This window comes from Metabacillus sp. 22489 (assembly GCF_052044855.1).
Taxonomy (GTDB): Bacteria; Bacillota; Bacilli; order Bacillales; family Bacillaceae; genus Metabacillus; species Metabacillus niabensis.
Window position 1 is genome coordinate 75950 of the sequence record NZ_JBQENT010000005.1, and the last position, 19345, is coordinate 95294.

Annotated in this window: 20 protein-coding genes; 14 read left to right on the top strand and 6 right to left on the bottom strand. The window is 34.8% G+C overall.

The annotated features are described in order from the left end of the window. The first annotated feature begins 649 nt into the window (after positions 1 to 649). The 3 genes from ACTJJ9_RS04495 (at position 650) to ACTJJ9_RS04505 (ending at position 4070) form a co-directional block, all read left to right on the top strand. Positions 650 to 2677 carry a methyl-accepting chemotaxis protein gene (locus ACTJJ9_RS04495; RefSeq protein ID WP_095297334.1) on the top strand — a complete coding sequence of 676 codons (2028 nt, stop codon included), beginning with the start codon at positions 650 to 652 and terminating at the stop codon, positions 2675 to 2677. Positions 2678 to 3023: 346 nt separating this feature from the next. Then, a complete protein-coding gene (locus tag ACTJJ9_RS04500) occupies positions 3024 to 3314 on the top strand; it encodes a DUF3817 domain-containing protein (protein ID WP_095297336.1) in 291 nt (96 codons plus the stop codon). Positions 3315 to 3536: 222 nt separating this feature from the next. Continuing rightward, positions 3537 to 4070 (top strand): hypothetical protein, encoded by a 534-nt coding sequence (locus tag ACTJJ9_RS04505; protein ID WP_095297338.1) that lies wholly within the window; start codon positions 3537 to 3539, stop codon positions 4068 to 4070. A 32-nt stretch (positions 4071 to 4102) separates the two neighbouring features. Here the strand turns inward: ACTJJ9_RS04505 and ACTJJ9_RS04510 are convergent, their stop codons facing one another. Then, positions 4103 to 4420 (bottom strand): hypothetical protein, encoded by a 318-nt coding sequence (locus ACTJJ9_RS04510; protein ID WP_095297340.1) that lies wholly within the window; start codon positions 4418 to 4420, stop codon positions 4103 to 4105. Positions 4421 to 4663: 243 nt separating this feature from the next. Between ACTJJ9_RS04510 and ACTJJ9_RS04515 the strand changes: the two genes are divergently transcribed. Next, entirely contained in the window at positions 4664 to 4987 is a 324-nt protein-coding gene (locus tag ACTJJ9_RS04515; RefSeq protein WP_095297342.1) for a metal-sensitive transcriptional regulator, read from the top strand. A gap of 16 nt (positions 4988 to 5003) precedes the next feature. Next, the gene (gene copZ, locus ACTJJ9_RS04520; RefSeq protein WP_145581370.1) at positions 5004 to 5210 is read left to right on the top strand and encodes a copper chaperone CopZ; all 207 of its coding nucleotides are present in this window, start codon (positions 5004 to 5006) and stop codon (positions 5208 to 5210) included. Positions 5211 to 5340: 130 nt separating this feature from the next. Here the strand turns inward: copZ and ACTJJ9_RS04525 are convergent, their stop codons facing one another. The 4 genes from ACTJJ9_RS04525 to ACTJJ9_RS04540 all read right to left on the bottom strand — a co-directional run bounded on the left by ACTJJ9_RS04525 (position 5341) and on the right by ACTJJ9_RS04540 (position 8668). Next, entirely contained in the window at positions 5341 to 5997 is a 657-nt protein-coding gene (locus tag ACTJJ9_RS04525; protein WP_145581371.1) for a PspA/IM30 family protein, read from the bottom strand. Positions 5998 to 6012: 15 nt separating this feature from the next. Continuing rightward, entirely contained in the window at positions 6013 to 6495 is a 483-nt protein-coding gene (locus ACTJJ9_RS04530; RefSeq protein WP_145581372.1) for a hypothetical protein, read from the bottom strand. Positions 6496 to 6639: 144 nt separating this feature from the next. Beyond that, entirely contained in the window at positions 6640 to 8004 is a 1365-nt protein-coding gene (locus tag ACTJJ9_RS04535) for an ATP-binding protein (RefSeq protein ID WP_145581373.1), read from the bottom strand. Further along, positions 7994 to 8668: a response regulator transcription factor gene (locus tag ACTJJ9_RS04540; RefSeq protein WP_145581374.1), complete on the bottom strand. Its 675-nt coding sequence runs from the start codon at positions 8666 to 8668 to the stop codon at positions 7994 to 7996. The genes ACTJJ9_RS04535 and ACTJJ9_RS04540 overlap by 11 nt, the downstream gene beginning before the upstream one ends. Positions 8669 to 8854: 186 nt before the next feature. On the opposite strand from ACTJJ9_RS04540, the gene ACTJJ9_RS04545 reads away from it, so the two are divergent. The 8 genes from ACTJJ9_RS04545 to ACTJJ9_RS04580 all read left to right on the top strand — a co-directional run bounded on the left by ACTJJ9_RS04545 (position 8855) and on the right by ACTJJ9_RS04580 (position 15729). Further along, positions 8855 to 9187: a PadR family transcriptional regulator gene (locus ACTJJ9_RS04545; RefSeq protein ID WP_095297354.1), complete on the top strand. Its 333-nt coding sequence runs from the start codon at positions 8855 to 8857 to the stop codon at positions 9185 to 9187. Next, positions 9184 to 9807 carry an HAAS signaling domain-containing protein gene (locus ACTJJ9_RS04550; protein ID WP_145581375.1) on the top strand — a complete coding sequence of 208 codons (624 nt, stop codon included), beginning with the start codon at positions 9184 to 9186 and terminating at the stop codon, positions 9805 to 9807. Before ACTJJ9_RS04545 ends, ACTJJ9_RS04550 begins: the two co-directional genes overlap by 4 nt. A 193-nt stretch (positions 9808 to 10000) precedes the next feature. After that, complete coding sequence (locus tag ACTJJ9_RS04555; RefSeq protein WP_222124773.1) at positions 10001 to 10303, top strand: DUF4153 domain-containing protein; 303 nt, start codon at positions 10001 to 10003, stop codon at positions 10301 to 10303. Further along, positions 10300 to 10827 (top strand): hypothetical protein, encoded by a 528-nt coding sequence (locus tag ACTJJ9_RS04560; protein ID WP_186324167.1) that lies wholly within the window; start codon positions 10300 to 10302, stop codon positions 10825 to 10827. Before ACTJJ9_RS04555 ends, ACTJJ9_RS04560 begins: the two co-directional genes overlap by 4 nt. Positions 10828 to 10872: 45 nt before the next feature. Then, positions 10873 to 11655, top strand: a complete 783-nt coding sequence (locus tag ACTJJ9_RS04565) for a GNAT family N-acetyltransferase (protein WP_145581378.1) — start codon at positions 10873 to 10875, stop codon at positions 11653 to 11655. A 496-nt stretch (positions 11656 to 12151) separates the two neighbouring features. Further along, entirely contained in the window at positions 12152 to 14065 is a 1914-nt protein-coding gene (locus ACTJJ9_RS04570; protein WP_145581379.1) for an endonuclease MutS2, read from the top strand. 53 nt (positions 14066 to 14118) lie between these two features. Then, on the top strand, positions 14119 to 14904 hold the full coding sequence (locus ACTJJ9_RS04575) for an arylamine N-acetyltransferase family protein (protein ID WP_095297366.1): 786 nt from the start codon (positions 14119 to 14121) through the stop codon (positions 14902 to 14904). A gap of 303 nt (positions 14905 to 15207) precedes the next feature. After that, entirely contained in the window at positions 15208 to 15729 is a 522-nt protein-coding gene (locus ACTJJ9_RS04580) for a GNAT family N-acetyltransferase (RefSeq protein WP_095297367.1), read from the top strand. 70 nt (positions 15730 to 15799) lie between these two features. Here ACTJJ9_RS04580 and xylA read toward each other — a convergent pair whose 3' ends face one another. After that, positions 15800 to 17119, bottom strand: coding sequence for a xylose isomerase (gene xylA / locus ACTJJ9_RS04585; RefSeq protein WP_095297368.1), 1320 nt, complete (start codon positions 17117 to 17119; stop codon positions 15800 to 15802). Between the two features lie 803 nt (positions 17120 to 17922). Between xylA and ACTJJ9_RS04590 the strand changes: the two genes are divergently transcribed. Next, a complete protein-coding gene (locus ACTJJ9_RS04590) occupies positions 17923 to 19311 on the top strand; it encodes a glycoside-pentoside-hexuronide (GPH):cation symporter (protein ID WP_145581380.1) in 1389 nt (462 codons plus the stop codon). Positions 19312 to 19345: the final 34 nt, after the last annotated feature.

The following is a 19345-nucleotide window of genomic DNA, read 5'->3' on the forward strand; positions in this document are numbered from 1 at the left end:
TTATCGTTTTTGCGATCGTTTCCTTTATAACTGGAATTGGAGCAAAAGTTTTGTTGGAGCTTGCACCTTTTTAGTATTGATATTTGTTTTTATTAGACATTGAAGAACGAGAACGTGATTATGATATATAGGAAGTAAGTTATATTTTAGCCGAAACATATAAAAATACTTCCCCGCAATTTACTTATGTCTTAAAATTAATGTTTAAGAAAAAAACTACTTTATTAAAACATCTCCATTAAGATAGATGTAGTACATTAATTTATAATCTATATATCCTACTTCGTTATAGACTACATACATTCCAATTATTAACTATAAAAATAGTAAAATATCACTATTTTTTTCGGGATTTTAAAGAAAATATAGGAGAATTATAGTATAATTGGAAGCGAATACATATATAACTCCTGTACTAGTGTTGGATTTTTTCAAGAATAGATTGTTAGTAGAGGATTTAAGAGACTCCTTCGAAGAGTTGCAATGAAGAAGGACGTAAAACTAGTTCAAAATATTAAGAGAGTATGACTCTTATGTTTTACTTGCAAAGGTAAATCAAAGAAATATATATAAAGCAGCAAAGTTTAAGAAACATCGTTTCATTTTAATATGGGGATATTGAAATTTATTCAGGTAGGGGGAAATAGGTTTGCGTACAAGAAAACAACCAAAACAGAAACCAGCAATAAGTAAGAAACGACAAAAAGATCGAAAGAATCAATTTAAGCTTCCTCAACTATTTGTTGGGATGACATTAAAATCAAGAATTATTTTGTTTTTGCTATTATTTACACTTATTCCTAGTTTGATTATTGGTAATGTTGTTTATTTTGTTTCATCAGCTACGATTGAAAATAAAGTATCAAATATGAACGATGAAATAGGCACTCAAGTAACAAAAAATGTAAACAATTCGCTTAAAGAGTTTGAGAACTTAACAATAGTCCCATTTTCAAATATGGATTTTATGGAAACGCTTAAAGACAATGAAGGGTTAACGGAGTTTCAAATCCTCATGAAGGAAAGAGAGGCGACGGAGTACTTTTCTAGTATTACTTTTACAAATAAATTTGCACGAGGCATGCTCTTTGTCAATGAAGAAGGTATGCTATATGGTGAATCTGATTCGACAAGCAAATTTAAATTAGAAAACTACTTAAATTCAGACATCCCTGAAAAGGTAGAGGAGTTATCTGGTGCTGTCTATTGGGGCTCAGGCGTTGAAAAAGACTTTGAAAATATTTATTTATATAGAGAGTATGACCGGCTCGGAACTTTGATTCTCATGGCTGATAGCAAACTTTTTAACGATGTATTAGGAGTCGAAGAAAAGAATATAGGAAGAGAGATTTCAGTAATAAATAATGAAGGTATTATTATTGCAAGTAATAATCAGAAACTCGTTGGAACAGAGTATAAATCTGATAAGAAAGATAGCCACCTAGTATCTGTAAGTGATAGCAGTAATGGGTGGAAGGTTTCCGTTTCTACATCCAAAGCATATTTAATGAAAGAAATTAATCAAGTGATTTATCTCGTTTATGGAATTATTGCTTTGTTCGTTCTATTATCAGTATTTGCTAGCATTCTATTAGCAAAAGGGATGATTAAACCGATTAATCGAATTGTTGCGATTATGAAGGAAGCGGAAAAAGGAGACTTAACTGATCGCGCTGACTATTTATATAAAAATGAAGTTGGACAACTTGGCAAAAGCTACAATACAATGATTGACAATATTACGAATATGATTGAAGAAAATAAACGAGTATCTACACATGCGGTTAAGAGTGCTGTAGATTTAAAAAGGATTGCAGAAGAATCTGCAGCAGCAACTGAGCAAATTGCTTCAGCGATAGAGGAAGTTGCAAAGGGGGCTGTTAGCCAGGTAGATTATTCTGAAAGAACGAACCGCGAAATGAAGGAATTATCTAGTGAAATTAATGAAGTTGCACATAATATGGAAAAGGTGCAAACGATTACGGAAACAACGAAAAAACTTAGTAGCCAATCGATTGAAACGATTAAGGAATTAACTGATAAAAATGAAGAAATGGGAACAAATATCGGACAGGTTGATACAACAATGGATGCACTTAACCGTGAAATCGCCCAGATTAAAGACATCGTTGAAATGATTAAGAGCGTTAGTGAAGAAACAAATCTCTTATCATTAAATGCGAGTATCGAAGCTGCAAGGGCTGGGGCTGCAGGTCGGGGGTTTGCGGTAGTTGCTTCAGAAATACGGAAGCTAGCAGATCAAACAAAGAGCTCTTCATTAAAAATTGAAACTGTTATCGCTAGTATATTAACCCAAACGCGAAAATCTGTAGAGCTAGTGAAAACAACGATCTCCTTATTTAAGGAACAAACAAATTCCATTCACCATACGATGGATGCGTTCGAAAATATTCTTGAAGGAACCAATTCAATTATTAGTGAAATCGATTATGTTGAAGCTTCGATCGCGAAAATCAATCAAAATAAAGAAAAGGTAGAAATCGCAATCAATGAAATGGTTGAGGTTGCAGAAATTTCTTCAGCAACAACAGAGGAAGTAACAGCAACAACAGAAGAACAAGCAGCATCAGCCGAGGAACTAGGGGATTTAGCAGCATCATTATCAAATACGATCCTTGAACTAGAAGAAACGATTAATAAATTTAAAATAAAATAAAGGTTAGAATGAATCAGCGGGACAAATTCTCGCTGATTTTTTGCTGTACCAATCCATCTAGTTGTTAATTGTATAGCTCTTTTCTAAATTTATATATACTTCGTTGATTGGAGTGAGGGCGTGAGACTCCAGAATAGAGAATCGTGTTAAAGGGAGACCAACAGGCGGTTGAGTTAAAGCAGAGAACGAACCGCAAGCAGTGGAAATCAACAACAAAGTTTACGAAAACAGCCGTTGAAAAAGTTGCAAACTATTAGTTATTAGCAAAATTGTCAAACATTTTCGTTATTCGCTAGCTAGGAGCTTGTATAATAAACATATAAAATGTGAAAATGGGGTTGATTTGGTGTTTAACAGTTCGGTAGGAGTTTTGCGTTTTTCAGGGATTTTGGAAGGGATTTCGTATTTAGTTTTATTGCTTATTGCGATGCCATTAAAATATTTCTTTGATTTTCCGATCGCTGTAACAATCGTTGGTGGCTTACATGGATTTCTATTTGTTGCATTTGTCATCCTTGTAGCTTTTGTCAAATTTCAAAAACGCTGGTCTATTTTATGGGGAATTTGGGCTGTATTTTTATCATTTATTCCATTTGGGACATTTTATTTAGACAAACAGTTAAGAACGAAAAGCTAGTGAATGATATGAGGTTGGTTCAGAAAAGCTACATGCTTTGAACCAACCTCTTTTTTTAGTCCTTTTCTAAGAGATTGTTGTTAAACATGCCGGTTATAGATGGAGCCTATCGAAAATAGTTCTTTTTGCAATACAGTTATTTACTAATTATTAAGTCTGACATCCTCCTGACATATTTCCCCTGTATATTCATTTATAAGCAAGGAATAAAGGAGGAGCTAAATGAGTCGTTCATTAAATATAGTAATTGGCAGCACGATGCTAGCAATTTTCTTACTAGCAGGCTGTGGAAATGAAAGTGAAGCATCTAAGGAAGCAAGTGAGGCAAATGGGAATCCAGAAATGCAGCAAAATGGTGGACAGGGATTTGCTCAAGAAGAGCTAACTGATGAACAGATAATTGAGATGGCTGAAAATGCCGGAATTGATACAGATGGAAAAACGATAGAGGAAATTGAAGAGGAAATGAAGGAAATACGCCCAAATCCTAACGAGAAATTGACAGATGAACAAATTATCGAAAGAGCTGAACAGGCCGGAATTGACACGGAAGGAAAATCAATTGAAGAGATTCAAGAGGAATTAAGAGAAGCAATGCTTGAAATGGGTAAGGACGGTGGCAAATTGAATGTGGACGATGTTAAAGAGCAAGCGGAAGAGGCCGGTATAGAAACTGAAGGCAAAACGATAGAAGAAATTCAAACCGAATTGCAGGAAAGCCAATCAACATCGTCAACTACTGAAAATGAAATTTAATTTTTGATAGGGACTAACTCTAATAATTAGGGTCAGTCCCCTTTTTGTTGAATGCTTAATAATTGGTATTGTGTTGTTTTTTTATCATAATAATACTTGATGGAAATCCTTTTTTTCGTAGGGAGTTTTTCAGCAATTTCCTGTTGAGCTTCATTGATTTGGAGTGCGTAAGGCTCTTTGTTGATGAAGACTTCGATTGAGTGTGAATCAATCAAGCCGATGTATATCGCTTCCGTTTCGATTACCTTTTCTTTGTTTTGACTAGCTAAAGTAATCGTATTAGAATGATAATCTGTACCACAGCCTGATAGGAGAAAAAGGATGAGAACCGTTACAAAAAGCTTTTGCATTGATGACTACCCCATTTCCTTTCGATTAACAATTATGATATATATATTATGTTTATGTTTGCTTATTCTCCTGAATGAGAGCGATTATTCAAAAGGATAGATAAAATTAGCAGAATATCATATACTATAGAGGGGTATAGTACATTTAACAGTGAATCACAATAGTCTCTTTTGACTATTTAGGAAAAATAAACTATAGATATAAGAACATTAAATTTAGTATTCATTAAGGGGGATGTTTCTATGAGTAATGAGCCAAATAGTCATGAGCATAAGCATGAACATCACAGGACGAGTCATCATTCTGATAAAGTAAAGAAAAACTTGATTACTCGATTGAATCGAATTGAAGGTCAAATTCGCGGAATAAAATCATTGATTGAAAAGGATACGTATTGTGATGATGTCATTACGCAAATTTCAGCAACTCAATCGGCTTTAAATAGTGTCGGCAAGTTATTGCTTGAAGGACATTTACGGACATGTGTAGTTGAACGAATCCAAGAGGGTGACGAAGAAATTATCGACGAGTTGTTAGTAACCGTCCAAAGATTAATGAAAAAATAGGAGGCACCAAATCAAAATGGAAACAAAAACATTTAAAGTAGAAGGTATGTCATGCCAACATTGTGTCAATGCAGTCGAAGGCAGTGTTGGAAAATTACAAGGTGTTCAACATGTAAAAGTTTTGTTAGATAAAGGTGAAGTTGAAGTAAGCTTTGAGAAGGATAAAGTTTCAAATGAAGAAATTGTTGAGACAATTGAAGAACAAGGATATGATGTCGTTTAAGTTGTAAGAAAAACATGGAGTCTGTCTTTAAGCGTAGAGGAGTTGACAGACTCCAATAATATTATCGAAGGGTATACTTACACATTTTGAGAAAAACGTTTGTTTAAGACGAAAGCTTCTGTTTAAAAGCTTATTGATTTGCTGCTGTTGCTTCTTTTGCCTTCATAAACTCTTCTTCAACCTCTGGTGAATAGGTTTTAGCGCTTTGAAGCTCTGTTTCGTTAACATAGTCATAAGCATAGGCATGAGCCTCCATGCGCAGCACTTTATCTTCCATTCTCGCAAAACCATTGATAATGTTTTTAGATTGTGAGGAAGCAAGTGTTTGATTAATGCGATTAGTAGTTTTTGCAGTATTTGATCTAGAATATAATATTGCTTTTCGGTTTTGTAAGTCAGTATAAGCATCACGTAATTTGATAACCTGTGCTTTTAATTGTTCTGTTTGACTTTTTATCCGAATAAGCTGTTGTTTAAGAACCTCTAGTTTTTTCTCGTTTTCTAGTCGGTCTTGAATGGCTAGTTTTGCCATCTCATCGTTGTTTTTATCTATTGCTAATTGCTGCTGTCTTTTGCGATCAGCAATCATCTTTTGGACCTGTTCAATGTGCTCTTCATGCTTTTGTTCAAAATAAAGCTGTTTCGCTAAGGCTGATTGTGCTTTTTCAATCTCACCCTCAAGCTCTCGAATATATTGCTTAACCATGCTGATAGGCTCTTCAAGCTTGTCCAACGTTGAATTCATATCTGCTACTGCAATTCTTTTTACTCGTTTAAAAATCCCCATTATTTTATTTCCTCCTTAGTTGTTTTTACGTTCCCACTCATCAAGAATATTGTGAGAAGCTGTGTTATATATCGGATAAGTAGCATTCACTTGTTCCTCGAATATTGTTTCCTTCGATTTACATCCTCTAAATGTGATGTATAAAGCGATCAATACTAGTGGAATCGCAATAATCTTCGGAAGGATTGCCCATAATCCACCGAGGAGAAGAATTATTCCTACCCATTTTTTTACGGTTTCTCCATTTGCTTTTTTCCAAATCCACCAGCCTAAGGTGATGATGCCGATATTAACTAGCAATGATAGGAAATCGTGGCCAATAAAGCCTGCTCCTCTTGGTTGAAAACCATCTCGACCATGTCCGAGTTGTGAGTCCATGTGATAGTAGAAAATAGTCTGTGTTAAGAAATGCCAAAGGGCTGAAAAGCAAATTGAAAGGACAATAAGTCCAATCACCGCAATTCCTATCAAAAGTAGAGGGCTTTTTCTCTGTTTCATTTTTTCACCTCCTCGTGCTTTACTTGTGATTAATATAATAAAGTTTAGTGAAAAGACGGTGAAAAAAGCGAGAGTTTCAAAAAAGATAAAAAAGGGGACTGTCCCCAACGAGTTGGAGGGACAGTCCCCAAAGGTAAAATTATCTTATTTTTGTGGAAGGTTTACGATAAATGTGCTTCCTTCATGTAATTTACTTTGAACGTTAATCGTTCCATTATGGGTATCGACGATCCATTTTGCGATAGAAAGTCCTAAGCCGTAACCGCCCTCCTGCCTGGTTCTTGCTTTATCAACACGGTAAAATCGCTTGAATAGATGAGGAATATGCTTTTCCTCAATGCCGACACCGTTGTCGGTAACGGTAAGTAAGAGCTGATTGCCTTCTTTAGAGATTGCTAACGTAACAGTACCTTTATACTCTGAATATTTGATCGCATTATCTATGAGAATATAAAGCAGCTGTGTTAGCAGCTCTATATTTCCAATTATTTGTAATGGGTTAGGGCTCTTTAATTGTAGTGTTATATTTTTTGTATGGGCATGGGCTTCGAATGTGTGAATCGTTTGCTTAGCGACCTGATATAAATCAAAAGCTTCCATCGTTACATTTTGTTGCGCTGAATCGGATCTTGCAAGTGTAAGTAAGTTACTTACAAGTCCTGTCATTCGTTTTACTTCTTCTTTTAAGTTGTGTATCGTTTTAACGGCCATTTCTTTATCCTGTTCTGTCTGCTCTTCCATTTCAAGCAGCTCAATAGATGAAAGCATGACGCTAAGTGGCGTTCTTAATTCATGCGAAGCATCAGCAACAAACTCCTGCTGTCTTGCAAATGCCTGTTTAATTGGCACCATTGCGCGCTTTGACATAATGCGACTAAGAGAAAAAGCAATTCCTGAAAAGATAAATGCGATAACAGCTAATATTTGAAGAAGTGATGAAAGCAATTGAAATAGATTTGTAGCATTATGGCCAATATACAAATACCCAACAAGCTGATTACGTTCATAAATCGGCTTTGCAATCATAAAAATTTGCAGCTTTGCTTCAGTGGGCACATAGGTTGCAAACTCTGCATCATCCTTTAAAAGGAGCTTTTCATCAATCATCAAGGCTTCCCTTCGTAATTCCTCACGCGTTGGCTGCCACTCTGAAATAAAGTGAATAAAGCTTGTATGCAAGAGGGGAAGCTGTGCGTCTTGAATAATCACATCTCCATTTGTATTTGTGACATAGTAAAATAATTGATCGCTATCCGTTTCTGCAACTTTTGGATCGCCTCTTCGATCATCAGGACCATCATTTCTTCCAGTTAAATATTTTTCAACTGGCTGTAATTCATGCTGTGCTTTATCCCGTAATTCTTTCTTTATATCAGCAGTAAGCCAGAAATAAACAATACTATATAAAAGAATAATAAAAACGAAAAGGAATAATAGAATAAGAAAGCTGTACCTTAAGGTCAAAGTCCGTTCTGTTTGGTGAAAGACATTTGTTTTTTTACGTTTCAAGCTTATACCCAACTCCTCTAATACTTTGTAACCACGTACCCTTGCTAAATTTCGCAAGCTTTTTTCGAAGCAATTTTACGGTCGCATCAATTGTTTTATATGATACATCTGTATCATAGCCCCAAATCCGTTCAAAGATAAGCTCCCTCGTTAAAACCTGTCCTTTATTATCTACTAATAAATCAAGCAGTTGAAATTCTCGCGGTGTAAGTTGAATGATTTTTGCATCCTTGCTTATTGTTTGGCTTGTGCGATTAATGATAATACCATCAATTGTTACTTGTTCTTCGCGTATTGGTGAAAAGTTTCGTCGCGTTAATGCTCTGAGACGAGCAAGGAGTTCCTCAATTTCAAAAGGCTTAACAAGATAATCATCAGCACCACCATCAAGACCTATTACACGATCTTGGATGCTATCTTTGGCTGTTAGCATGAGGATAGCACCACCATAGCCCTCTTTTCTAAGTTTACGGCATACCTCGACACCATCACCATTTGGCATCATCCAATCCAAAATTAAAACATCATAGTGGGTAGCAATCGCATAATCGTAGGCATCCTCACCATTTTGTACCCAATCTACTTCATATTTAGCTTTTTTTGAGAGCATATATGTTGTAAGCTCTCCAAGCTTCAGATCATCTTCAGCTAATAATACATGCATGATTTCCTACTTCCTTTCCCTCCACATATTATCATGTTTCACTAGGTGTAAACACTTATCGAAATATATGTACATATCCTACTAAAATAAAATGAAAATATAGAGAAAAGGGATACTTGTTTTTTCTTCAATACAATGTAAAATAAGGAAATAGAATATACCTAAATATTCGAGGTAGGTGAAATTATGTTTGATAGAGAGTTAATTAAGGGCAGTACGTCATTAATTTTATTGCAGCTGTTAAATGAGAAGGATATGTACGGCTATGAATTAGTGAAGGAAATGGAAAAAAGGAGCGGAAATGCCTTAGAAGTGAAAGAGGGTACGCTATATCCTGCATTACACAAGCTAGAAAAAAAGGGCTATGTTGAAACCTATTGGCAGGAGCAAAAAAAGGGACCTGCACGTAAATATTATAAAATTAAAGAAGAAGGTAAAGTTATTTTATCTGAGAAAACGAAGGAATGGGGCAAATTTGTCTCGATGATGAATGGAATCATTGGGAGAGATTCTATATGACTAAAATAATGGAACAGTTTCTTGAGACGCTGAAACAAGCATTACCGAATTCGGTTGATAAAGAGGAAGTAATCCGCGAATATGAAATACATATTGAAGAAAAGCGAATTGACATGCCTCATTTAACGATAGACGAGATCATTACACAATTAGGTGATCCGCTTGATATTGCTAAACAATACGAAGAGGTACAACCGATTGCTGTCCGATTTGTTAGTCGAAACTTTGTCTTTTGTAACTTTATGTTTTTTATTATCGGGTCGTTATTAACTGTCTGCTACCATCTTTATGAGGATTCGCTTCTTTCTGAAGCATGGGGGCTGTTAGCACAAATTCCATTAACGATTGTCATTATATATACCGTCTTTTGGATGATGCTAGGCTTCGAAATTGGTAGGGAATATGGACTTTTAGGGAAGCAGGTTTTCTCAAAGACAGTATTTATTAGTTTGATACCAAATGTGCTGCTTATGATGATGACGCTGTTTCACTTTATACCAACTGAGTGGTTTCAGCCAATTTTAACACCATCATTTATTACAATTTGTGTCATTATGACTGTTCTCATTTATCCGATTAGTAAATTATTTTATCATATTGGTGTTCATCGTTCTGTGTAAACAAATAGAAGTAGTTCTTTAGGAGAGTCTGCTTCTAATTTTTTTTATTACTACATAGTAATTCGATGTATCTACTTACATAGAATTACTATGTATGAAGGGATGGTTTGTGTGGATAAAACTTGGAAAAACTTTTTTATTTGTATTAGTGAGGGGGGGTTTTTAATTACTTGTTAAACAAAAATTGAGAGCAATGTTTGTTGTAAGCTTAGCTGGTTATGTAATCGTGAATTATCTAAATATTAACAAATTAATTGTCGTTAAAAATCTTGAGCGTTATGAGGAAACAGGTAGGCTTGATAAAAATTATTTATCTACCTTATCAAGTGACGCGATTCCGACGCTTATACGCTATGATAATGAAAATATTCATCAGCTGTTAAAGGAGAAAGCATCAGAAATGCGTTCGATTTCTGATGAGTGGCAGTTTTACAATTATTTGCAAGTAAAAGCACAGCGGTTGCTTGAGAAATGGAATCGGAGCGAGAACGAATGAGGAGCAATATGCCAATAGGAATTTATAAATATCTTATGTTTTCTAGTATTTTTCTTTTGTTATCCTTTGTTATTGGATGTGATCCCTTTGCAAAAACAGCAGATGACTTTTACGAAAAGATTACTAGTACAGACTTAACAACTGAATCGATAAACAAAATAGCGATTGGCCAAACAGAGGAGCGAATTATCAATGTATTTGGCAAGCCTGAGAAATTGGAAAAAATCGTTCAACCAAATGTGTCTCATCTATCCTATCAAAATGAAGAATTAAGGTTTGTATTGAATGAACAAAGGAAGATAATTGAGTATTTTGTGGCAGATCCTACTTTTCAAACTGTTAAAGGTGTAAAAATTGGAGATAAAAAGTCAAGAATAATAGAAAGCTATGGGGAACATTATTATGAACGTGAGGAGGGGGGAGTAACAGCTCTTGGTTATTTCGATAAACAGAATGGAATTATGATTGAGTTTGTGCTGAAGGAAGAGAAATTACAATTTTTTCTTGTAAGAGTGCATGAATAAAGGTACGATTTTACTAGAATAGTAATGAATGGGGGTCAGGCAGTTATGGACTACAGAGATTTAGAAGCACTAGATAATGCGTATATATCAACCTTTACAACAATGCAACAGACAAGCTGGGGATATCTTTTTTATAATGAACGTCAGCCAGATTATTATGATGCAAACCATGCATATATTTCAACTTTTACTGGTCAATATGAAGAGATTATTGCTGAGGTTATTACCTTTTATCAAGAGAAAAATCTAGTTCCGAGATTCTATCTTACGTTGAATGAAGGATACCAGGATTTTTTAGAAGTTTTGAAGGAAAGAGGCTTTCGGTTCGAGTCATTTGACAGTCCTGTTCAACTTTGGAAAAGGAATGTAGAGCTCAAAGGAAATCCACTAGTAACAATTGAGCAAGTGACAGATGAAACAAAGCATGAGGCGATTCAAATTGAATGTCAAATTCAAGAATTGGGAGGGGCGATTCGTGAAAAAGCTTTTGAAGAGGAATTTGCCCACCCAGCATTTACTCACTATGTTTTAAAGTATGATGGTGTTCCTTGCTCAACAGCATGTATCTTTCAAAATGGCCGTGATGCAAGGCTAGAAAGTGTTGCGACTTTAAAGGAATATCGTGGGAAAGGACTTATTGGTCAATTAATTGCTTATTTACAAAAGGAAGTCAAAGCAAGAGGAATTGCTAACTTTTGGGTTATGCCAATTAATGAAAGGGTTGAAAAGGTGTATCAAAAGTCAGGATTTGAAACCGTAGCAGTCATAAAGACAGGCCACGCTTTTTACGGTGGCAAAGGTATAAAGGAAATTAAAAACGGTGATTAATTTGTAATCCATACATAAACAAAACTTACATTGACAAACCGGGTCGTCCTTTGTTATGTTATTTGTAACAAAATTTAGGAGATGTTTTTTGTGAGGGTAACTGTTCTTAACTAATCGAAGTAAATACTTCATCTACATGAATAAACTGAAAAAACTTTTAAGAGGTTAAAGGTTTATTTGAGTATGTTCTGTAGAAGGTTAAGAACAAAACGGTTATCATACACATTTGTGATCTCTTTGCATATGCTCGTATTTAATCCGTGCTTTGTTTAAAGCACGTTTTTTTATGGGTGTAATATGCCTTTTTAGGTGTAGTATGCTATTTGAGAGAAGGTGATGAACAACGAATTGTTCATCACCTTTTTTTGATCTTCTAGCTTTGTTAAATATGCCTTTATGCATTTTTGCTGTCGGTTATTTTATTGAACTGAGTCTAGAAAATCAATGATAAATTTAAACATTTCCTTAATTTTAAAATTATTTGGAGGTTTTCAAAATGAATAAAACGGCAATTGAAAATTTAGAATTTCATAAGGTTTTAGAGATATTAAGCAGCTTTGCAATGAGCGAAGAGGCCAAGCAAAGAGCACGAGAGCTCCGTCCTATTTATGAGGAAGGCACGATTAAACGGTGGCTTAATGAAACAACAGAGGCGAGCAAAATCATTGAAAAATCTTCGAGCATTCCAGTTCATTCCTTACATGGTGTTGAGCAAATTGTTGCCCTTGTTGATAAAGGATATTTGCTAACAGCTGAGCAATTTGGCTTTTTAGGCTCCTTTCTTGATGCTGTAAAGAAAATAAAACGGTTTATGCTTAAGCAGGAATATCATGCACCAACGATAAGCTCGTATGCGTATTCTCTTTTTGAATTATCCGAGCTAGCAGATGAAATTGCCCGATGCATTCGCAATAACAAGGTGGATGATTATGCATCAAGAGCGTTAATGAAAACAAGAAATAAAATCGTTACTATTGAAGAGAAGCTTAAAACAAAGCTAGCTCAAATAATGAAATCTGCCTCACCTTACATGCAGGATCAAGTGATAAGTGTACGAAATGGAAGATATGTCGTTCCAATTAAAAATGAATACAAACGAAAATTCGCTGGGGTCATCATTGACCAATCATCAAGCGGGCAAACAGTATATATGGAGCCGAATGATATACAAAAATTGCAAGATGAGCTAACCTTTTTAAAGGTTGAAGAAGAGTTAGAAATTCAAAAAATTCTTGGTCAGTTAGCAGAAATGACAGAGCACCATAAGCAGGAATTATTAATTAATATTGAAGGCATGATTGCATATGATTTTATTTTTGCTAAAGCAAAATTTAGTAAATCTATCGGAGGAAATGAAGTTCAAGTTCATCAAGATGGTGGCTATGATATTAGACAGGCAAGACATCCATTGCTCGGAGCTGAAGCAGTGCCGTTAACGATGACACTTGGAAAGGAGTATCAAGCACTCGTCATAACAGGTCCAAATACTGGTGGAAAAACCGTTATGATGAAAACGGTCGGATTGCTCGCCATGATGGTTCAGTCAGGGCTTCATATACCTGCTAATCCAAGCAGTCATTTTTGTATCGTAAAAAATATTTTGGTGGACATTGGTGACCATCAGAGCATTGAGCAATCATTAAGTACCTTTTCCTCGCATATTCAACAAGTGAAGGAAATTCTAAAAATGGCTAGAAAGGATACGCTTGTTATTCTCGACGAAGTTGGTTCGGGGACTGACCCCAGAGAAGGAATGGGTCTAGCGATTTCGATATTAGAAGCCATTTACCAATCAGGTGCTTTGTTAATTGCGACAACTCATTATAGTGAGATGAAGGATTTTGCAGAAAAAGCAGAAGGGTTTGAAAACGGGTCAATGGATTTTGATATTGAAACATTACAGCCACTTTATAAGCTAACCATTGGGAAGGGAGGAGAGAGTCAAGCATTTTCAATTGCTCAAAGACTAGGCTTACCAATGGAGATTATTGAAAGGGCTAAGGAAATTTCCTTTTCACAGCATCGGGAGGAAAAAACATCGATCATTCCTAAGACGAGAGCTAATGTAAAAGTGGGAAATGAAAAGAAGCAAGTAAAGAAATCGGAAAACAATCGCCTTTCTCAGTACAAAATTGGTGATGCAGTTTGGATTCCACATCTTCAAACAAAGGGAATCATTAAAACTGAAGTGAATTCTAGGGGAGAGATGGAATTACTTGTAAAAAATAAACAAATAACAATCAATCAAAAGCGTGTGAAGCCATTTATTGATGCTAAAGAATTATATCCTGAAAACTATGATTTAGATCAGGTTTTTGAGAAAAAGGAAATAAGAAAAAAGAAAAAGCTCATGAGCAGAAAATATGTAGAAGATATTTCAATTCAATATGAGGATGGAGAAGGGGAATGATTTGTAATTCCAGCAACAACTTCGCTATCATTAAATTGGAGGAGGAATAATCAATGAGTAATTTGAATGTACAATTTCGTCAACGGATCGGCCTTGCGGAAAATGTAGCTATAACCTTCGATACATTAAATACGGTTCTTGAGAAAACTGCCAGAGCTCTTGCCTTTGAAAATTTGCCGATTATTGCCAAAGAAACAACTCGTTTGACTAAAGAATACCTGATAAATAAAATCATCAATAAGCAAGGTGGTGGGCTTTGCTATGACCTTAATTCCATCCTTTATTTATTTTTAAAAGAAAATGGTTTTAATTGTTCTTTAATCCGTGGCATTACATTTAATCATGAGAAGCAGGCATGGAATACGATAGGTAGGACCCATGTTGCAATATTGCTAACACATCATAGGCAGCTTTACATTGTTGATACTGGTTTTGGCGGAAATTTACCATTAGCTCCGGTCCCACTTAACGGTGAAGTTGTCACTTCTGATAATGGGGAGTTTAGAATTGAAAAGGTTGAAAATGAATTAGGTGATTATATTTTCCATATGAAATTAAAGCATAAGGATAGAGACTGGAAAATTGGCTATGTATTTGATTCAACTGTTAAATATGAAAATATAGAGGATTTAAATGAAGTGCAAACGACCATTGTCGAGCATCAAAATTCTCCTTTTAATAAGAGACCATTAGTCACACGTCTTACAGATAACGGTAGTGTCACCTTAACTGATACCTCTTTAACAGAATGGGTTAATGGGAAGGAAAGTAAACGGGAAATTTCAGCAGAAGACTTTGAAAAAATCGTGAATGAACGGTTTGGAATAAAATATCATTAATAATAATATAAGTGCATTGCGAGTATCAATAAAGACATAGGTTTAGAAGGATTGTATAGAAAACGTACGTTTTTTGACCATATCTCTAATATGATATGGTCTCTATTTTGTTGGCATATAAAAATGTTGGAGAGAAGAAGTAGAGAAAATTATTAAAGGTGAATGGTTTTTATCATAGTATTCCTTAACCGCAGCATACTATAAGGGGAGTTTGTGATGTGAAAAGCGAGCATTGCAAGAGGAAATAAGCAACAAAGGATAACAGCGCCAATATAAAAATGTAGAAACATAAGGAGTATTTGAATGCAAACAAAACAATTAGAGCTAATCGTAGCAACAGAGTCAATGTTAGAAACGATAAATTCCATTTACATAAGGTGTCGGAAACAATTAGAGGCAGAAGGCATCTTACAATGGGATGACAGGTATCCTAATAAAGAGTATTTTCAGCAATGTATCGATAAAAACGAGTTGTATGTTCTTATAAGGGACGAGGAAATTCTCGGTCATGTTGTTCTTAATGAGTTCCAGGATGAAGAGTGGAATGCTGTCCCATGGGTAGGGAATAAACCACTTATTATCCATTCTCTAATGATTGATCCAGAAGCTCAAGGTGGAGGGCTTGGGGGAGAATTTGTAAAAAGATGTGAACAGATTGCTTCTGATCAAGGGTATGATAGTATCCGATTGGATGCATATTTAGGAAACGAAAAAGCAGTACGTTTATATAAAAAGCTCGGTTATCAATTACGAGGTAATATCTTTTTCACTACAAAGCCAGAGGGACATCAAGAATATCTTTGTTTTGAAAAGCAGCTTTCCTAAAAAGTTAAATTTAAAAAGCATGAGGAGGAAAGATCTCCATTCCTCTTCATGCATATAATAGGAAAATCGCTTATACTAACGCCTCAAGAATATATTGATTAACAAGCATTTTTAAACGTTCCTGTCTACCAGACTGGTTTTTAATCTCGTTTAATTGTAATGCATACTCTTCTAATTTTTTGAAATCAGTTTTGCCTTCGACAATTTCAAGACCGATACCTTCAGTATAACTGCTATAGCGCTGTTCAATAAAGTTTTCTAATACTTTATCTTCTAATAACTTATTCGCTACTTTTAATCCAATGGCGAAACTATCCATTCCCGCGATATGTGCATGGAAAAGATCTTCTACTTCAAATGAGCCGCGACGTACCTTTGCATCAAAATTAAGTCCGCCACTGCCTAATCCATCATTTTTCAAGATTTCATACATTGCTAGTGTTGTAGAATATAAGTCTGTTGGAAATTCATCTGTATCCCAGCCAAGTAATACATCTCCTTGGTTTGCATCAACAGAACCTAGCATATTGTTGATACGTGCTACATGTAGTTCATGCTCAAACGTATGACCAGCAAGTGTCGCATGATTTGCTTCAATATTAAATTTAAAATGGTCTGTTAAATCATATTTTTGTAAGAAAGCTAGACCAGTTGCCACATCAAAATCATATTGATGCTTTGTTGGTTCTTTTGGCTTCGGTTCAATAAGGAAAGGTACATCAAAACCAATTTCCTTTGCATAATCAACAGCCATATGGAAGAAGCGAGCTAAGTTGTCCTGCTCTAATTTCATGTTTGTATTTAAAAGTGTTTCATATCCTTCACGTCCACCCCAAAATACATAGTTTTCAGCACCAAGCTCTTTCCCAACCTCTAAGCCCTTTTTCACTTTAGCAGCAGAATAAGCAAAAACATCTGCATGATTGGAAGTAGCTGCACCATGTACATAACGAGGATTAGTGAACATATTTGCAGTGTTCCATAATAGTTTTGTTTTACTAGTACTCATATACTCTTTTATCATTGCAACAATTATATCTAAGTTTTGATACGTTTCCTTTAAAGTTGATCCTTCTGGTGCAATATCGACATCGTGAAAACAGAAGAATGGAACATTAAGCTTTTCAAAAAATTCAAATGCAGCTTCTACACGTGCTTTTGCTAAATCGATGCCAGTCAAATGATTCCAAGGTCGAATAGCGGTTCCAACTCCAAATTGATCTGTACCATCTGCATTAAAAGTATGCCAATATGCAACTGAGAAACGAAGGATCTCTTCCATTGTCTTACCGTTAATGACTTCTTCAGGATTATAATACTTATAAGATAAAGGATTTTTAGATCCAGCACCTTCATATTGAATTTTATTAATCTCTTTAAAATAACTCATATTATTGACCTCCGAGAAAATTTGATAGTAAAAACTAACCTAAATGTGTGATCTCTTCCGTTTCTAGCGATTACAAAACTTGAAAAATCTCTGTAACAATTGCTAGTATAACAAGCTAAACTTAGTTTGTCTATTGAATAAACTAAGTTTTTTTCAATGAAGGCTAATGGTTGTTTTGCTTTTTTATTAATAAATGTTAAGCATCTTGCGGACATAGACAGCAAGATAAAAAGAAAATAAGGAAAATTTTTTAATAAAAACTTATTTATTAAAAATAATAATAGATAGATAATGATGTTGAATTGTGCCGACTAAAAAAAGTTATGAACCTAATAAAACTGTTTCGTTTTTAAGGTATAGATGATAGTTAAGGATGTATAGTGGTTGGGATTTGCTGAATAGAATATTTTATTTATATAACAAAATATAATCTTTTTTCTAATTATTGATTGTAATAGTTTAAAATTTATGTTAATTTTGATTTAAGTTAGTTTACTCACTATACTAAGTTTGAGCTGTAGGATCTTTTTTCTATGTAAATAAACTATTCTCTACTGAATCGTTGAGAATTCGTAGAAGTTACTTGACCCTTATTTCGCTAGATTGTTAGAAGTAAAATGAATGCGCTTTAATTTGTTTTATCTACTCTTTTCATCTTAGTGATCTTTCTTTTTTATCCGATCGTATTTTTTGAAGATGTCGGAGAAAATACAGAGTTAATTTTGAAAGCCCTTTATTTAGAGGGTAATATTAAAATTTCTTTTTATATTCTAATGTTTATCACACATAAGGAGTGACATATGATGCAAAGCGTTCAAAAGCAAGCCTCATTACAACAAAACGTAAAAATCGGAATGATTGAAAAAGTTGGTTACGCTTCAGGGGATTTGGCGAGTAATTTGATTTATCAAACAATCTCAATCTACTTATTATTTTTTTACACGAATATTTATGGGATTTCTGCAGGTGCGGCTGCAACAATGTTCTTTGTTGTTCGAATAATCGATGCAATTAGTGACCCGTTGGTTGGTACATTAGTAGATCGGACAAATACTAAATTTGGGCGATTTAGACCTTATTTATTATTTTGGGCTATTCCATTTGCAGGCTTAGCTTTTCTCTGCTTTACAACACCGGATTTTTCTGAAGGTGGAAAATTAATCTATGCTTATGTTACTTATGTTGGATTATCAATCGTTTATACGTTTGTAAATGTTCCATATGCAGCGTTAACACCTGCAATAACGGCTAATAATACAGAGATTGTTAGTTTAACATCGGTAAGAATGATATTTGCAAATTTAGGTGGAGTTATCGTTTCTTATTTCGTCCCTTACTTATCAAATTATTTTGCGGAATTTACAAGTCCGTCAAGAAGCTGGCAGCTGACAATGGGGATTATTGGAGCAGTAGGTGCATTATTACTTTTATTCTGCTTTTTTAGTACAAAGGAGCGGGTTAAACCAATTAACGAAGAAAAGATTAAGTTCTCAGATATTTTCGAGCAGTTTAGAAAAAACCGTCCGCTTGTTGTATTAAGTATTTTCTTTGTCCTTATCTTTGGGGTGAACTCGATAAGCAGTTCAATAGGCGTTTACTATGTTACGTACAATATGGGGAGAGAGGACTTAGTTGGTTTATATACAGTTTTAGGTTCATTACCTGCATTTATTTGTATTCCACTAATCCCAATTCTCAATAAAAAATTAGGGAAAAAGATGCTATTAAATCTATCACTAATTTTAAGTATTATCGGGACACTTTCCCTATTAGTTATTCCAGCTAGTACGGTAAGCTTGATTTTAATATCTCGTGTTGTAACCGCTTTAGGGACATTGACTGCAGGGGCATTTATGTGGGCGTTAGTTCCGGAAACGATAGAATATGGTGAATATGTAACTGGAAAACGTTTAAGTGGATTAATATATGCCATTATTGGTTTCTTCTTTAAATGTGGGATGGCCTTAGGTGGAGCAATTCCTGGTGTTGTCCTTTCACAATTTGGATATGTTGCTAACGAAGCACAAACGCCATATGCTTTAACAGGTATTCTTATTGCAACAGCTGTTATACCAGCTATCACGTTAATCTTAGCCTTGGTCGATATTAATTTTTATAATTTAGATGAAAAAAAGCATTCAAAAATTTTGAATGCGTTAAAAGAACGGGCAGTAAATGTAGGAAAGGCTTAGTCTTTTCCTTCTCTATAATAGTCAGACCCCAACG

What these genes read in the sequence shown, in the direction of transcription:
- ACTJJ9_RS04530 (WP_145581372.1), bottom strand. Translation starts at nt 6,495, where the DNA reads ATGAAACAGAGAAAAAGCCCTCTACTTTTGATAGGAATTGCGGTGATT.
- ACTJJ9_RS04510 (WP_095297340.1), bottom strand. Translation starts at nt 4,420, where the DNA reads ATGCAAAAGCTTTTTGTAACGGTTCTCATCCTTTTTCTCCTATCAGGC.
- ACTJJ9_RS04540 (WP_145581374.1), bottom strand. Translation starts at nt 8,668, where the DNA reads ATGCATGTATTATTAGCTGAAGATGATCTGAAGCTTGGAGAGCTTACA.
- ACTJJ9_RS04515 (WP_095297342.1), top strand. Translation starts at nt 4,664, where the DNA reads ATGAGTAATGAGCCAAATAGTCATGAGCATAAGCATGAACATCACAGG.
- ACTJJ9_RS04570 (WP_145581379.1), top strand. Translation starts at nt 12,152, where the DNA reads ATGAATAAAACGGCAATTGAAAATTTAGAATTTCATAAGGTTTTAGAG.
- ACTJJ9_RS04580 (WP_095297367.1), top strand. Translation starts at nt 15,208, where the DNA reads ATGCAAACAAAACAATTAGAGCTAATCGTAGCAACAGAGTCAATGTTA.
- ACTJJ9_RS04565 (WP_145581378.1), top strand. Translation starts at nt 10,873, where the DNA reads ATGGACTACAGAGATTTAGAAGCACTAGATAATGCGTATATATCAACC.
- ACTJJ9_RS04550 (WP_145581375.1), top strand. Translation starts at nt 9,184, where the DNA reads ATGACTAAAATAATGGAACAGTTTCTTGAGACGCTGAAACAAGCATTA.
- ACTJJ9_RS04525 (WP_145581371.1), bottom strand. Translation starts at nt 5,997, where the DNA reads ATGGGGATTTTTAAACGAGTAAAAAGAATTGCAGTAGCAGATATGAAT.
- ACTJJ9_RS04505 (WP_095297338.1), top strand. Translation starts at nt 3,537, where the DNA reads ATGAGTCGTTCATTAAATATAGTAATTGGCAGCACGATGCTAGCAATT.
- xylA (WP_095297368.1), bottom strand. Translation starts at nt 17,119, where the DNA reads ATGAGTTATTTTAAAGAGATTAATAAAATTCAATATGAAGGTGCTGGA.
- copZ (WP_145581370.1), top strand. Translation starts at nt 5,004, where the DNA reads ATGGAAACAAAAACATTTAAAGTAGAAGGTATGTCATGCCAACATTGT.
- ACTJJ9_RS04555 (WP_222124773.1), top strand. Translation starts at nt 10,001, where the DNA reads ATGTTTGTTGTAAGCTTAGCTGGTTATGTAATCGTGAATTATCTAAAT.
- ACTJJ9_RS04545 (WP_095297354.1), top strand. Translation starts at nt 8,855, where the DNA reads ATGTTTGATAGAGAGTTAATTAAGGGCAGTACGTCATTAATTTTATTG.
- ACTJJ9_RS04560 (WP_186324167.1), top strand. Translation starts at nt 10,300, where the DNA reads ATGAGGAGCAATATGCCAATAGGAATTTATAAATATCTTATGTTTTCT.
- ACTJJ9_RS04590 (WP_145581380.1), top strand. Translation starts at nt 17,923, where the DNA reads ATGCAAAGCGTTCAAAAGCAAGCCTCATTACAACAAAACGTAAAAATC.
- ACTJJ9_RS04575 (WP_095297366.1), top strand. Translation starts at nt 14,119, where the DNA reads ATGAGTAATTTGAATGTACAATTTCGTCAACGGATCGGCCTTGCGGAA.